13 protein-coding genes and 2 pseudogenes are annotated in these 13,791 nt (G+C 71.4%); 8 read left to right on the forward strand and 7 right to left on the reverse strand.

Annotated features, from left to right (window positions below; all coding sequences use genetic code 11):
- Nucleotides 1-36: 36 nt before the first annotated feature.
- From Prum_RS12340 to Prum_RS12370, 7 genes and pseudogenes are all read right to left on the reverse strand, one after another.
- Nucleotides 37-2,154 (reverse strand): annotated as a pseudogene (locus tag Prum_RS12340) (putative bifunctional diguanylate cyclase/phosphodiesterase); the annotation flags it as partial.
- An 18-nt stretch (nucleotides 2,155-2,172) separates the two neighbouring features.
- Nucleotides 2,173-2,982 (reverse strand): SAM-dependent methyltransferase, encoded by an 810-nt coding sequence (locus tag Prum_RS12345; protein ID WP_173076554.1) that lies wholly within the window; start codon nucleotides 2,980-2,982, stop codon nucleotides 2,173-2,175.
- A gap of 55 nt (nucleotides 2,983-3,037) precedes the next feature.
- Nucleotides 3,038-4,209 (reverse strand): annotated as a pseudogene (gene pcaF, locus Prum_RS12350) (3-oxoadipyl-CoA thiolase).
- Nucleotides 4,206-4,997, reverse strand: a complete 792-nt coding sequence (locus tag Prum_RS12355) for an ABC transporter ATP-binding protein (RefSeq protein ID WP_173076556.1) — start codon at nucleotides 4,995-4,997, stop codon at nucleotides 4,206-4,208. The pseudogene pcaF and the gene Prum_RS12355 overlap by 4 nt, the downstream one beginning before the upstream one ends.
- A 9-nt stretch (nucleotides 4,998-5,006) precedes the next feature.
- The gene (locus Prum_RS12360; RefSeq protein WP_173076557.1) at nucleotides 5,007-5,786 is read right to left on the reverse strand and encodes an ABC transporter permease; all 780 of its coding nucleotides are present in this window, start codon (nucleotides 5,784-5,786) and stop codon (nucleotides 5,007-5,009) included.
- Entirely contained in the window at nucleotides 5,783-6,565 is a 783-nt protein-coding gene (locus Prum_RS12365) for an ABC transporter permease (RefSeq protein WP_246277842.1), read from the reverse strand. The genes Prum_RS12360 and Prum_RS12365 overlap by 4 nt, the downstream gene beginning before the upstream one ends.
- Nucleotides 6,562-7,464 carry an ABC transporter substrate-binding protein gene (locus Prum_RS12370; protein WP_246277843.1) on the reverse strand — a complete coding sequence of 301 codons (903 nt, stop codon included), beginning with the start codon at nucleotides 7,462-7,464 and terminating at the stop codon, nucleotides 6,562-6,564. Before Prum_RS12370 ends, Prum_RS12365 begins: the two co-directional genes overlap by 4 nt.
- A 215-nt stretch (nucleotides 7,465-7,679) precedes the next feature.
- On the opposite strand from Prum_RS12370, the gene Prum_RS12375 reads away from it, so the two are divergent.
- Genes Prum_RS12375 through Prum_RS12410 form a run of 8 tightly spaced genes read left to right on the forward strand, consistent with a single transcriptional unit; the run spans nucleotide 7,680 to nucleotide 13,762 of the window.
- On the forward strand, nucleotides 7,680-8,489 hold the full coding sequence (locus Prum_RS12375; RefSeq protein ID WP_173076559.1) for a CoA transferase subunit A: 810 nt from the start codon (nucleotides 7,680-7,682) through the stop codon (nucleotides 8,487-8,489).
- Nucleotides 8,486-9,229: a CoA-transferase subunit beta gene (locus Prum_RS12380; protein WP_246277844.1), complete on the forward strand. Its 744-nt coding sequence runs from the start codon at nucleotides 8,486-8,488 to the stop codon at nucleotides 9,227-9,229. The genes Prum_RS12375 and Prum_RS12380 overlap by 4 nt, the downstream gene beginning before the upstream one ends.
- Before the next feature lie 10 nt (nucleotides 9,230-9,239).
- Nucleotides 9,240-9,950: a protocatechuate 3,4-dioxygenase subunit beta gene (pcaH, locus tag Prum_RS12385; protein ID WP_173076561.1), complete on the forward strand. Its 711-nt coding sequence runs from the start codon at nucleotides 9,240-9,242 to the stop codon at nucleotides 9,948-9,950.
- On the forward strand, nucleotides 9,947-10,489 hold the full coding sequence (gene pcaG / locus Prum_RS12390) for a protocatechuate 3,4-dioxygenase subunit alpha (RefSeq protein WP_173076563.1): 543 nt from the start codon (nucleotides 9,947-9,949) through the stop codon (nucleotides 10,487-10,489). The genes pcaH and pcaG overlap by 4 nt, the downstream gene beginning before the upstream one ends.
- Before the next feature lie 40 nt (nucleotides 10,490-10,529).
- Nucleotides 10,530-11,840 carry a 3-carboxy-cis,cis-muconate cycloisomerase gene (pcaB, locus tag Prum_RS12395; RefSeq protein WP_218577217.1) on the forward strand — a complete coding sequence of 437 codons (1,311 nt, stop codon included), beginning with the start codon at nucleotides 10,530-10,532 and terminating at the stop codon, nucleotides 11,838-11,840.
- Nucleotides 11,837-12,595: a 3-oxoadipate enol-lactonase gene (gene pcaD / locus Prum_RS12400; protein ID WP_173076567.1), complete on the forward strand. Its 759-nt coding sequence runs from the start codon at nucleotides 11,837-11,839 to the stop codon at nucleotides 12,593-12,595. Before pcaB ends, pcaD begins: the two co-directional genes overlap by 4 nt.
- Nucleotides 12,588-12,965, forward strand: coding sequence for a 4-carboxymuconolactone decarboxylase (gene pcaC / locus Prum_RS12405; protein ID WP_173076569.1), 378 nt, complete (start codon nucleotides 12,588-12,590; stop codon nucleotides 12,963-12,965). The genes pcaD and pcaC overlap by 8 nt, the downstream gene beginning before the upstream one ends.
- A complete protein-coding gene (locus Prum_RS12410) occupies nucleotides 12,962-13,762 on the forward strand; it encodes an IclR family transcriptional regulator domain-containing protein (RefSeq protein WP_173076571.1) in 801 nt (266 codons plus the stop codon). The genes pcaC and Prum_RS12410 overlap by 4 nt, the downstream gene beginning before the upstream one ends.
- Nucleotides 13,763-13,791 lie beyond the last annotated feature (29 nt).

The raw sequence follows: 13,791 nt of genomic DNA on the forward strand, positions 1-13,791 counted from the left end.
GGTGGAGGGTGGGCGGGGGACGGCGGCTACCCAGGAGCGGCGGAGTACGGCGGTGATGTTTTCGGCCTGCGTGGGGCGGCCGAAGTGCAGGCCCTGGGCGGTGTCGCAGCCCAACCCGCGCAGCAGGTCGGCCTGCTCCACGGTCTCCACGGCCTCGGCCGTCACGGTCAGCCCCAGCGCGTGCGCCAGCCGTACCAGGGCGTCGACGATGCGCTCGTCGGCCACGCTCGCCGAGTCGATCAGGTCGCCGGAGCGCAGCCCTTCGATGAACGGCCCGGCCAGCTTCAGCGAGTGGATCGGCAGCCGCCGCAGGTACGCCAGGTTCGAGTATCCGGTGCCGAAGTCGTCGATCGCGATCCGCACGCCGGTGGCCGCCAACCCGCGCAGCGACCGTACCGGCTCTCCCGCGGTCGGCATGACCGCGCTCTCGGTCAGTTCCAGCTGGAGCAGGTCGGGCGGCAGGCCGGTACGGGCGAGCACGCCGGCCACCTCTTCCACGATGCCGGGGGCGTTCGCCTGCCGTACGGCCAGGTTGACGCTGACCACAAGCTCAGCGCCGGGAAACGAAGCATTCCACGCGGCGCCCTGCGCGCAGGCGGTCTCCAGCACCCACCGTCCAAGTCGGACGATCATGCCGGTCTCCTCGGCCAGCCCGATGAACCGGTCCGGCGGCACCATGCCCAGCTCGGGGTGGCGCCAGCGGACCAGCGCCTCGACCGCGCGCAGCCCGCCGCCGTCCAGCGCGACGATCGGCTGGTACTCCAATGTGAACTCGCCCCGGTCCAGCGCACCGGGCAGGGCGGCGGCCAGCGCGGCGCGGGCGAGCTGGTGCGCGCCGCGTACCGGGTCGAACATCGACCACCGGCCCCGGCCGTCGGCCTTGGCCCAGTAGAGCGTGGTGTCGGCGGCCTTCATCACGTCGGTGGGGCTGGTGCCGGCGACGGACCGTTCGACGATGCCGACGCTGGCGGTGACGGACAGCGGCTGGTGCGAGTCGATGCGTACGGGCTCGGCGACGGCGGCGAGGGCGGCTTCGGCGACGGCGATGGCGGCTTCGGTGCCGGTGGAGTCTTCGACCAGGATGACGAATTCGTCGCCGCCCATCCGGGCCACCAGGTGCCCGCGCGCGGACACGCACGCGGCCAGCCGCTTGGCCACCACGACGAGCAGTTCGTCGCCGACGTAGTGGCCGAGGCTGTCGTTCACCGCCTTGAAGCCGTCGAGGTCGAGGAAACACACGCCAACGCGCGAGGCGCCGCCGTCGAAGACCGCGGCCAGCCGCTCGAAGAAGAGGGTACGGTTCGGCAGCCCGGTCAGCGGGTCGTGCAGTGCCTGAAACCGCAGCCGCTCCTGCAGCTCGTACCGGTCGGTGATGTCCTCGACCATCGCCACGGTGAAGCGCGGGTGCCCGTCGTCGTCGCGGATGAGCGAGACGGCGAGGTCGGTCCAGAGGATGCTGCGATCCTTGCGGTAGTAGCGCTTTTCCAGCCGGGCGCCGTCCCGCTTGCCGTCGAGCATCTCCCCGTACATCTCCCACATGCCGGGGGCGTCGTCGGGGTAGAAGAGTTCGGCGACGTTGATTTCGCGCATCTCGTCGACGGTGTATCCGAGCATGTCCGCGAACGCCTGGTTGACGTCGAGGATGCGACCCTCCATGTCGCCGATGCCGATCCCGATCGCGGCCCCGGCGAAGACCGCCCGGAAGCGGGCCTCGCTCGCGCGCAGCGCCTGCTCGATCTGGTTGCGGGCGTCCCACACCGCACGCCCGATCCGCTCCTGCTGCGCGAACGTGCGGTCGCGCAACGCCCTGGCGTAGCCGGCGGCCAGCGCCGCCTCCAGGGCCACGACCCGGTCCGCGAGCTTGCCGTGGGCAAGACCGTCAGGCGCAAGGTGTACGACGAAGTCGCGCCCGAACGTCAACAGCGTCTGGTCCAGGAACTCGGGCGCGGTGAAGTGGGCCTCGACCAGGGCACGGCCGACCGCGTGCGCCGGCTGGACGGTGAACGGCTCGCCGAGCAGCGCCTCCGCCAGTACCAGCGTGTGGTTGTGCAGCATCCGTTCGGTGTCGGCGGGGCTCATCGGCACATAGCCGACCGCCGCCCCGGCGCGCGCCCATATGTGCGCGTACCGCCGCGCTCCCTCCCCGCTGAACATCCCGCCAGTGCCCAAGGGCTACCCGGCCTTGTGCCCGACACCGCCGAAGGCGCCGAACCGCTCCGGATGCTCGTCGACGTCGCCCGGTGTCTCGGGGTGCCACAGCGGCAGGTGCACCAGGCCGGGCTCGACGAGCGCGAAGTCGCCGAAGTAGCCGGCGATCTCGGCGTGCGACCGCAGCGTGATCTCCGTGGCGGTACGCGCCGAGAGCTTCTGCGCGTCCAGCATCTCCTGCGGCTGGTCCTCGTACGTCGAGTGCGAGATGACCAGGTAGCTGCCCGGCACCGTGGCGTCGCGCAGCGTACGGATGACGTCGCCGGGATGGTCGGCGTCGGGCACGAAGTGCACCACACCGGCCAGCAGTACGGCCACCGGCCGGCTCAGGTCGATGAGCCCGAGCTTGCGGGCCTCGTCCAGGATCAGCTCCGGCTGCCGCAGGTCGGCCTGGATGGCGTCGGCCCACTCGTTACCGTCCAAAATGGACTTGCTGTGCATCACCGCGACCGGGTCGATGTCGACGTACACGACGCGGGCGGTGGGGTTGGCGTCCTGGGCCACCTCGTGCACGTTGCCCACGGTGGGGATGCCGGAGCCGATGTCGAGGTACTGGTCGATGCCCTCGGCGGCGAGGTATCGCACCGCGCGGCGCAGGAACGCCCGCCCGGCCCGCATGGTGTCGGCCAGGTTCGGCGTCATGCTCGCGATCTGCTCGGCCAACTGCCGGTCGATCTCGAAGTTGTGCGCCCCGCCGAGGAAGTAGTCGTACACGCGAGCCGCGCTGGGGCGACTCATGTCAATATCGGTCGGTACATCGCGTGGTAGTTCCATCGTCCGCCCTAGAGGGTCGCGTCCCACGTGAACCAAGCTCGCGATCACCCTACCGCTACGGCGCAGACAAGAGCAGAGCGATCCCCTGACCGACGCCGATGCACATGGTGCACAGGGCACGCCGGGCGCCCCGCTGCCCCAGCTCCACCGCGGCGGTCAACGCCAGCCGCGCACCGCTCGCACCCAAGGGGTGACCGAGCGCGATCGCTCCACCGTTGGGGTTGACGTGCTCCGCGTCTTCGGGCAATCCGAGTTCGCGCAGCACAGCCACCGCCTGCGCGGCGAACGCCTCGTTCAACTCGACCACATCGACGTCACCGAGTGCGACGCCGAGCCGGTCGAGCAGCCGCCGGGTGGCGGGCACCGGACCCATCCCATGATCCGCGGAGGGACGCCGGCCGCCGCCGCGCCGTCGATCCGGGCGAGCGGCGTCAGGCCGTACCGCGCGATGGCGGCCTCGCTGGCGACGAGCAGCGCCGCGGCGCCGTCGTTGACCGGCGAAGCGTTTCCGGCCGTGACCGTGCCACCCTCGCGGAACGGCGTGGGCAGCGCGGCCAGCTTCTCCAGTGACGTATCGCGAGGCGGCTCGTCCTTTTCAAAAGCCTCAATTGGTGCGATCTCCAGCGCCAGCCGAGCCCGTGACTTCGCCGCCCGTTCCTGGGAGCGCAGCGCGAACTCGTCCTGAGCCTGGCGCGAAATCCCGAACGCCGAAGCCACGTTCTCCGCCGTCTCCGGCATCGAGTCGGTGCCCCAGCCCTCGCGCATGAACCGGTTGACGAACCGCCAGCCGATCGTCGTGTCGTACACCTCGGCGGTGCGGGAGAAGGCGCTCGTCGCCTTCGGCATGACGAACGGCGCGCGGCTCATGCTCTCCACGCCGCCCGCGACGACCAGGTGGGCCTCGCCGGCCCGGATCGCGCGGGCGGCGGACGCGACGGCGTCGAGGCCGGAGCCGCACAGCCGGTTCACCGTGGTGCCCGGCACGCCCTCCGGGAGCCCGCCCAGCAGCGCGGCCATCCGGGCGACGTTGCGGTTGTCCTCGCCGGCCTGGTTGGCACACCCGAACACCACGTCGTCGACCGCGGCCCAGTCCACCGTCGCGTTGCGGGCGGTGAGCGAGCGGATGACGTGCGCCGCGAGGTCGTCCGGGCGTACGCCGGACAGCGCGCCGCCGTACTTTCCGAACGGCGTGCGAACCCCGTCGACGATGAACGCTTCCCTGCTCACGAATAACTCCCTACAGTGGACTCTCGCTTGGCCGCTTGGATCTGCGCGTAGACGTGCGCTCGCAGCTCGGTGAATCTGGTGTTGGACCGCGTCGTCAACTGGTCGCGCTCGTCGGGCAGGTCGATCTCGAGCTCCTCGCGAATGACCGTGGGCGAGGACGACAGGACGATCACCCGCTGTCCTAAGTAGACCGCCTCGTCGATGTCGTGGGTGACGAAGAGGGTGGTGACGCCCAGCCGGCGCCACAGCTTGCGGATCAGGTCTTCCAGGTCCGCGCGGGTCTGGGCGTCGACCGCCGCGAACGGCTCGTCCATCAGGAGCACCAGCGGCTCGTACGCCAACGCGCGCGCGATGGCCACCCGCTGCTGCATGCCGCCGGACAGCTGCCAGGGGTAGGCCGCATCGGCGTCGGCGAGCCCGACCTCGGTGAGCGCGCGCCCGACCAGTTCGCGGCGTTGGCCCTTGGACAAGCGCTTCTGGCGCAACGGAAGCTCCACGTTGTCCCACACGCTCATCCACGGAAACAGGCTCCGGCCGTACTCCTGGAAGACCACGGCCATGTCCGGCGGCGGCCCGGTGACCTGCTTGTCGCGCAGCCGCACCTCGCCGGCGGTCGGCGTGAGCAGCCCGGCCATGCACTTGAGCAGCGTCGTCTTGCCGCAGCCGGACGGGCCGACCAGGCATACGAAGTCGCCGTCGTCGATGCCGAAGGTCAGGCTGCGCACCGCCTCGACCGAGCGCTGGCGACCCTCGTACACCTTTTTCAGCCCATGGACCTCAAGCAGCATCGAATCTCCTCAGCGGGTGCCGCGCTGCGCGCGGCGCTGGCCGTGATACCAGGCCAGCGCCCGGCCTTCCACCAGTCGAAACAGGACGGACAGGATGAGACCGAGCAGGCCGAGCAGCAGGATGCCGCTCCACATGTCGGGGATGGCGAAGCCACGCTGGAACTGCACGATGGCGAAGCCCAAGCCGTTGCTGGCGGCGAACATCTCGCTGATGACCATCAGGATGATGCCGATGGACAGCGCCTGCCGCATGCCGGCCGCGATCTGCGGGCTCGCCGAGCGCAGCACCAGGTGGCGCAGCCGCGCACCGCCGGAGATGCCGTACGACCGGCACGTGTCCGCGAGGACGCCGTCGACGGCTCGCACACCCTCGACCGTGTTGAGCAGGATCGGCCACACGCAGCCCGCCGCGATGACCACAACCTTCATCGTGTCACCGATGCCCGCGAAAAGCATGATGACCGGCACCAGGACCGGCGGCGGGATGGCTCGGAAGAACTCCAGGACCGGCTCCAGCACCGCGCGCACCCGCCGGTTGCCGCCGACGACGACGCCCAGCGACACCCCCACGAGTACGGCGACCGCGTACCCCGCGGCGAGCCGGAGCACGCTCGGGAGTACGTCGGTGCGCAGCCGCTCGCCGGTCCACACCTCGCCGAACGTGCGCAGGATCTCGCGCAGCGGCGGCCAGTAGAAGTTTTCGCTGCCGGCGGAGGCGAACCACCACGCGGCGAAGAGCAGGGCGGGCAGCGCGATCGCGAGCACGATCTTCTTCAGTACGTCGATCACACGATCACCTCGCCGCGGACCGACTGGTGCCAGGACAGCAGGCTCCGCTCGACCGCGCGGGCGGCGAAGTTGATCGTGACGCCGAGCAGGCCGGTGACCACGATCAGGGCGTACATGCTCGGCACCGCGTTGGAGGTCTGCGCGACCGCGATCCGGTTGCCGAGGCCGGGCGCGCCGATGACCAGCTCGGCCGTGATCGCCAGCACCAGGGCCACCGCGGCGGCGAGGCGCACGCCGGTCATCACGTACGGCAGGGCGGTGGGCCACATGACGTACCGGACGCGGGCCCACACCCCGAGGCCGTAGCTGCGAGCGGTCTCGTCCGCGACCGGGTCCACGTCCTGTACGCCGTAGAGCACCTGGATGAGCACCTGCCAGAACGAGGCGTACACGACGAGCAGGAGGGAGGACTGGATCTCCGTGCCGTACAACAGGACGGCGAGCGGGATGAGCGCGACGGACGGGATCGGCCGGAGGAACTCGATGGTCGATGCCGTCAGCGCCCGCAGCGCCGGCACCGAGCCGATGACGAACCCGGCGACGATGCCGGCGGCCACCGCGATGGCGAGCCCGATCGCCCAGGCGACGAACGTGTCCCACAGCGCGGCCCAGAAGGCGCCGTCGGTCACCTCGTCGGCCAGCGCCGTCGCGATCCGGCTGGTCGGCGGCAGGAAGTCCGCGGAGACCAGACCGGTGTGCGGCAGCACCTCGACGAGCACCAGCAGGCCGGTGAGCCCGGAAAGACCGAGCATCACCGGCATCGCCTTACCAGGATTCACGGCAGCAGCTGGGTGAGGTCGGGGGTCTTCTCGAAGATGCCGTCGCCCTCGCCGAGCGTCCGCAGCGTTTCGATCGACGCCTTGTTGATCTCGGTCGGCCACACCGGCAGCGTCAGGCCGTCGATCACCTTCTGGTCGATCTTCGTGTACGTCGTGAGCACCTTCCGCACCTCGTCCGGGTGCCCGTTGGCGTACGTCAGCGACTCGTTCATCGCCTCGGTGAAGCGCTTGACGAGGTCGGGGTTCTCGGCGATGAGCTTCTTGGCGGTGAAGTACACCGCCACGGTGAGGTTGGGCGCGACGTCGGCGTACACCCAGGAGATCGGCCGGCCGCCCGCGGCCTTGATCGCCGAGAGTGTCGGCTCGACCGCGAACGCCGCGTCGATCTGACCGGCGGCGAGCGCGGCGGGCATCTGCGGGAAGCCCATCTCGACGAAGTTGACGCCCGCCGGGTCGCCACCCGCCTTGCGCACCGCCTCGCGGATCACGGTGTCGCCGATGTTCTTGAGCGTGTTGACCGCGACCTTCTTGCCGACCAGGTCCTTGGCCGACTGGATCGTGCTGTCGCCCTTGACCGCGACCGCGCCGAAGTCCGCACCCGACTTGCCGGTGGAGGCCACGCCGTTGGCGACCACCTTGATCGGCACGTCCTTGCTCTGCGCGATCATCAGCGAGGTCACGTTGCTGAAGCCGAACTGGAACTGGCCGCTGAGCACACCGGGGACGATGGCCGCGCCGCCCTGGCCGGCCTCCATCGTCAACTCGATGCCGCGGCTGGCGAAGAAGCCCTTCTCCTTGCCGAGGTAGATCGGTGCGACGTCGACGATCGGGATGATCCCGACCGTGACCTTGGTGCTGCCTTCGTTGGCGGGCGCCTGGGGGAGTCGGACGACCCGCACGCCGCCGCGAGCAACAGCGTGGACGCGGCGACAGACGTGACGAAGGACCTGCGCATGGGACCTCCGAACGGTGTGTGCGTAATACGAACGATAGTTCTCATGAAGAACGTAGGGGGTGACCTCACTCACGTCAACCGGCTCGTTGACAGTGATCCGGGCGCCGCCGTAGCGTTCGGATAGCGAACTACGGTTCTACCAGCGCACAGGAAGGCAATATGGGGGACATAACCTCGCTGCGTGAGGCGATCGCCGATCTGGTGTACGACGGCGCGACCGTGGCACTGGAGGGCTTCACGCACCTGATCCCGGTGGCCGCCGGCCACGAGATCATCCGGCAGGGCCGGCGCGACCTCACGCTCGTCCGGATGACCCCCGACATCGTGTACGACCAGATGATCGGCGCCGAGTGCGCCCGCAAGTTGGTCTTCTCCTGGGCCGGCAACCCCGGCGTGGGCTCGCTGCACCGGTTCCGTGACGCGGTGCAGAACGGTTGGCCCCGGCCGCTGGAGATCGAGGAGCACAGCCACGCCGGCATGGCCAACCGGTACGTCGCCGGCGCTTCCGGGCTGCCGTTCGCGGTGCTGCGCGGGTACGTCGGCACCGACCTGGTCGAGCAGACCGCGACGATCAAGCCGATCACCTGCCCGTTCACCGGCGAGGTGCTGACCGCCGTGCCGGCCCTCAACCCGGACGTCGGCATCGTCCACGCGCAGCGCGCCGACCGGGCCGGCAACGTGCAGATGTGGGGCATCACCGGCGTACACAAGGAGGTCGTGCTCGCCTCCCGGCGGTCGCTCGTGACCGTCGAGGAGATCGTCGACGAGCTCGACCCGCGCCCCGGCGCGGTGATCCTGCCGGGCTGGGCCATCACGTACGTCGCCGAGGTGCCCGGCGGCGCCCACCCGTCGTACGCGATGGGGTACAGCGAGCGGGACAACGACTACTACCAGGCGTGGGACGCGATCAGCCGGGACCGTTCGGCGTTCACGGAATGGTTGTCCTCGCACATCGGGATTACGGCATGAGCTGGACCGCGGACGAGATGATGACCGTCGCCGCCGCCCGGGCGCTGCGCGACGGGGCGCGCTGTTTCGTGGGCATCGGGCGGCCGAGCACCGCGGCCAACCTGGCCCGCCGTACGCACGCGCCCAACCTGGTGCTGATCTACGAGTCCGGCACGATCGGCGCCAAGCCGGACACGCTCCCGCTGTCCATCGGCGACGGCGTGCTCGCCGAGACGGCCGACGCGGTGGTGCCCGTGCCGGAGATCTTCAACTACTGGCTCCAGCCCGGCCGCATCGACGTCGGCTTCCTCGGCGCCGCGCAGATCGACCGGTACGGCAACATCAACACCACCGTGATCGGCGACGACTACCGCGACCCCCGGGTACGGCTGCCCGGGGCGGGCGGCGCCCCCGAGATCGCCGCCTCCTGCCGCGAGGTGATCGTGATCGTCAAGCAGAGCCCGCGGGCGTTCGTCGAGCGGGTCGACTTCGTCACCTCGGTCGGCTACGGCAGCGGCCCCGGCGACCGGGCCAAGCTCGGGCTGACCGGGCGCGGGCCGGTGCTGGTCATCACCGACCTCGGCGTGCTGGAGCCCGACCCGGAGACCGCCGAGCTGACGCTCACCCAGGTACACCCGGGGTTGATCCAGACCAGGCGCGCGCCGCGACCGGCTGGAAGCTGGCGGTCGCGCCGAACCTGCGCACCACGCCGTCACCCACGTCGGGCGAACTGGCAGCGCTCCGGGCCCTCGACGGTGTAAAGGAGGAGGCATGACCCTCGTCGTACCCGGCTACCAGCGCGACGACGCCGGCGCGCACCCGCCGCTGCTCTCGCCCGGCTACAAGTCCACCGTGCTGCGCGCCCCCAGCCAGGCCCCCATCCTGCTGCCGCACACGCTGACCGAGGTGACCGGCCCGCTGCTCGGCGAGGGCCGGGTCACCGCCGCCGACGCCGACCTGACCAAGAACGCCGGCGGCGAGGCGCAGGGCCAGCGGATCATCCTGCACGGCCAGGTGCGCGACAGCGACGGCCGGCCGGTGCCGCACACGCTCGTCGAGGTCTGGCAGGCCAACGCGGCCGGCCGGTACCTGCACAAGCTGGACCAGCACGACACGCCGCTGGATCCGCACTTCGTCGGGGTGGGCCGGGCGATGACCGACTCGATGGGGCGGTACCGGTTCGTGACCATCAAGCCGGGCGCATACCCGTGGCGCAACCACTTCAACGCCTGGCGGCCGGCGCACGTCCACTTCTCCCTCTTCGGGCGGTCGTTCACCCAGCGCCTGGTCACCCAGATGTACTTCCCCGACGACCCGCTCTTCCCGTACGACCCGGTGTTCAACTCCGTGCCCGAGGACGCGCGGCACCGGCTCATCTCCCGCTTCGACCTCTCCGCGACGGTCGAGGAGTGGGCGCTGGGCTTCGAGTTCGACATCGTCCTTCGTGGACGCGGGGCCACCCCGATGGAGGAGCAGTCATGAGCCACACTCCATCGCAGACGGTCGGGCCGTACCTGTCGATCGGGCTGCCCTGGCCGGACGGGCCCTTCGTGGTCGAGGCGGACGCACCAAGCGCGTTCCTGTTGCACGGCATCGTCACCGACGGCACCGGCGCGCCGGTCCCGGACGCGCTGATCGAGACCTGGCAGGCCGACCCCGACGGCCGCTTCGACCATCCCGACGACCCGCGCGGCGCCGCCAAGGGATTCCGCGGGTTCGGCCGCTGCCCGACCGACGACAGTGGACGGTACGAGATCCGCACCCAGAAGCCCGGTCCCGTGCCCGGCCCCGACGGCCCCCAGGCCCCACACATCGACGTCTCCGTCTTCGCCCGCGGCCTCCTACACCGCGTAGTCACCCGCATCTACTTCCCCAACGAGCCGGCAAACGCAACCGACCCCGTCCTCCTGACCGTCCCGCCGGACCGCCGCGAAACGCTCATCGCCGCACCCGCCCCCGACGGCTACCGCTTCGACATCCGCCTACAGGGCACCGATGAAACCGTCTTCTTCGCCATCTGACGGTCGCCCCCAAGATCCCGGTGATCAGGGAGCGGCTCTGGTGGCGCGCCGCGACCCGCCCGAGGCGTTCCCTGATCATCCGGGACTGTTCGACGGCGTGCTGGCCGCTGGGCCGGTGCGGGCGGCCGTAGGGGACGGGAGTTGGCTGCGGGCGATGCTCGACGCGGAGGTGGCACTCGCGCGAGCGAGCGGGGCGCCGCCGGCCGTCGTTGAGGAGATCGACTCCGGGTGCCGCACGTTTGCCGGGAGTGCGCTGAGCGCCGGCGCAGCCGGCGCGGGCAATCCGGTCATTCCCCTGGTACGCGAGCTGCGCGCCGCGGTCTCCCCCGCCGCGGCGCGGTACGTGCACCGCGGCGCCACCAGCCAGGACATCCTCGACACCGCCGCGATGCTGGTCGCCCGGGAGGCGCTCGGGCTGATCCTGATCGACCTGTCCGCGGCGGCGGACGCGGCGGCCGACCTCGCCGAGGCGCACCGGGACACCCCGCTGGCCGCCCGCACGCTGCTGCAGCAGGCCCTGCCTACCACGTTCGGGCTCGTCGCCGCCGGCTGGCTGACCGCGCTCGACGAGGCCGCCGGGCGGCTCGCCGAGGTGCGCGACGACCGGCTCGCCGTCCAGCTGGGCGGCGCCGCGGGCACCCTCTCCGCGCTCGATCTGTCTACTGTGGAGCGGTTCGCGGCCGAGCTGGGGTTGGCCGAGCCGGTGCTGCCCTGGCACACCGACCGCACCCGGATCGCCGACCTGGCCGGCGCGCTGGGCACCGCCGCCGGCGCGGTCGCGAAGGTGGCCCGCGACGTCGTCCTCTACGCCCAGACCGAGGTCGGCGAGCTGGCCGAGGGCAAGCCGGGCGGGTCTTCCACCTTGCCGCACAAGCAGAACCCGGTCGCCGCCATCTCCGCCGCCGCCTGCGCGGCGCAGGCCCCCGGCCTGGTGGCCACGCTCCTCGCCACGATGGCGCACGAGCATCAGCGGGCCGCCGGGGCCTGGCACGCCGAGTGGCAGCCGCTCACCGCCCTGCTGCGGAGCACCGGCTCGGCCGTGCACTGGCTGGCCACCTGCCTGCCCGCGCTGCGGGTCGACGCGCGCCGGATGCGCGCCAACCTGGACGCCACCGGCGGGGCGTTGCTCGCCGAACGGATCAGCGGCGCGCTCGCCCCCAAGGTCGGGGCGACCGAGGCGCACGACCTGGTACGCGCCGCCGTCGCGAGCGGCCGGCCGCTGAGCGAGGCGTTCGCGGCGCACTTCCAGCCGGCGGAGCTGGCCGACCTGCTCGACCCGGCGTCGTACCTGGGCCACGCCGGTGAACTGACTGACCGGGCAGTCCGCCGGCACCGGGAGCGCAAACCATGACGCCTTACTACACTGTGGACGGTCCGGACGACGCGCCGGTGCTGGTGCTGGGCAACTCGCTGGGCGCCACGCTGCACATGTGGGACCCGCAGCTGCCCCGGCTAGCCGAGCGATTCCGGGTCGTACGCTTCGACACCCGCGGGCACGGCCGCTCTCCGGTGCCCGCCGGCCCGTACGACATCGGCGACCTGGGCCGCGACGTGCTCGCGCTGCTCGACGCGCTGGGCGTGGCGCGGGCCCACTTCTGCGGGCTGTCCCTGGGCGGCATGGTCGGCATGTGGCTGGGCGCGCACGCTCCCGACCGCGTCGACCGGCTCGTGCTGTGCTGCACCTCGGCCCGCCCCGGCCCGCCGGAAGCCTGGGCGCAGCGGGCCAGCACCGTGCGCGCGGACGGCCTCGAATCGATCGCCGACGTGCTGGTGAGCCGGTGGGTGACCGCGCCGTACGCCGCCCGCCACCCGGACCGCCTCGCCACGCTGCGGGCGATGATCGCCGGCACGCCCGCCGAGGGGTACGCCTCCTGCTGCGGCGTCCTCGAACGGCTCGACCTCACCGCCGACCTGCCCGCCATCCGCGCCGCCACCCTGGTCGTACACGGCGAAGACGACCCGGCCATCCCGCCCGCGCACAGCGCGGCGATCGCGGCGGCGATCCCGGGCGCCCGGCTGGCGCTCGTCCCGGCGGCCGCCCATCTGGCCAATGTGGAGCAGGTGGAGACCGTCACCAATCTGATCATGGAGCATCTCGATGGCTGACCCGACGTACCAGAAGGGCATGGCCGTGCGCCGCGAGGTGCTCGGCGACGCGCACGTCGACCGCGCCATCGCCAACACCACCGAGCTGACCGCGCCGTTCCAGGACTTCATCACCCGGTACGCCTGGGGCGCGGTGTGGGGGCGCGACGAGCTCGACCGGCGTACCCGCAGCTGCATCACGCTCGCGGTGCTGGCCGCCCTTCGGTGTGAGGACGAGCTGGCCATGCATGTGCGGGCGGCCCGCCGAAACGGCCTGAGTCCTGCCGAGATCGGCGAGGTGCTGTTGCACACGGCCGTCTACGCTGGTGTGCCGGCGGCGAACAGTGCCCTGGCGGTGGCGCAGCGGGTGCTCGCGGAGGAGAGTCCATGACTGACGTGGGGCGCGAGGCCCACTTCGTACAGTCGCTGGAACGCGGCCTCGCCGTCATCCGCGCCTTCGATGCCCACCACCCCGAGCTGACGCTCAGCGAGGTGGCCCGGATCTGCGACCTCACCCGGGCCGCCGCCCGGCGCTTCCTGCTCACGCTCACCGACCTCGGCTACGTACGCACCGACGGGCGCCTGTTCAGCCTGACGCCGCGGGTGCTGGAGCTGGGCTACGCGTTCCTGTCCAGCCTGTCGCTGCCGGACGTGGCCGAGCCGCACCTGGAACGGCTGGTCGCGCAGGTGCACGAGTCGTCCTCGGTCTGCGTGCTCGACGGCGACGACGTGGTGTACGTCGCCCGCGTGCCCACCTCGCGGATCATGACGGTGGCCATCAACGTCGGCACCCGCTTCCCCGCGTACGCGACGTCGATGGGGCGGGTCCTGCTGGCCGGGATGGCCGACGAGGACCTGGCGGCGTACCTCGACCGGGTGAAACTGACCCGGCTGACCGCGCGCACAGTCAGCAACGTCACCGCGCTGCGCACCGAGCTACGCAAGGTACGCGCCCAGGGGTACGCGATCGTGGACCAGGAGCTCGAAGAGGGGCTGCGGTCGGTGGCCGCCCCGATCCGCGACCGCACCGGCGCGGTCGTGGGCGCCGCCAACGTCTCCGTGCACGCGAGCCGCCACTCGGTCGAGTCGATCCGCCGCGAGCTGCTGCCGCTGCTGATGGCCACGGTGGCGAAGATCGATGCCGACCTGCGGATCGCCAGCCCGCAGCGCGCCGCCCGCCGAGCGTGAACCTAAGTAAGCGCTCGGTGTCTTAGGTC

It is taken from the genome of Phytohabitans rumicis, from assembly GCF_011764445.1.
Classification (GTDB): Bacteria; Actinomycetota; Actinomycetes; order Mycobacteriales; family Micromonosporaceae; genus Phytohabitans; species Phytohabitans rumicis.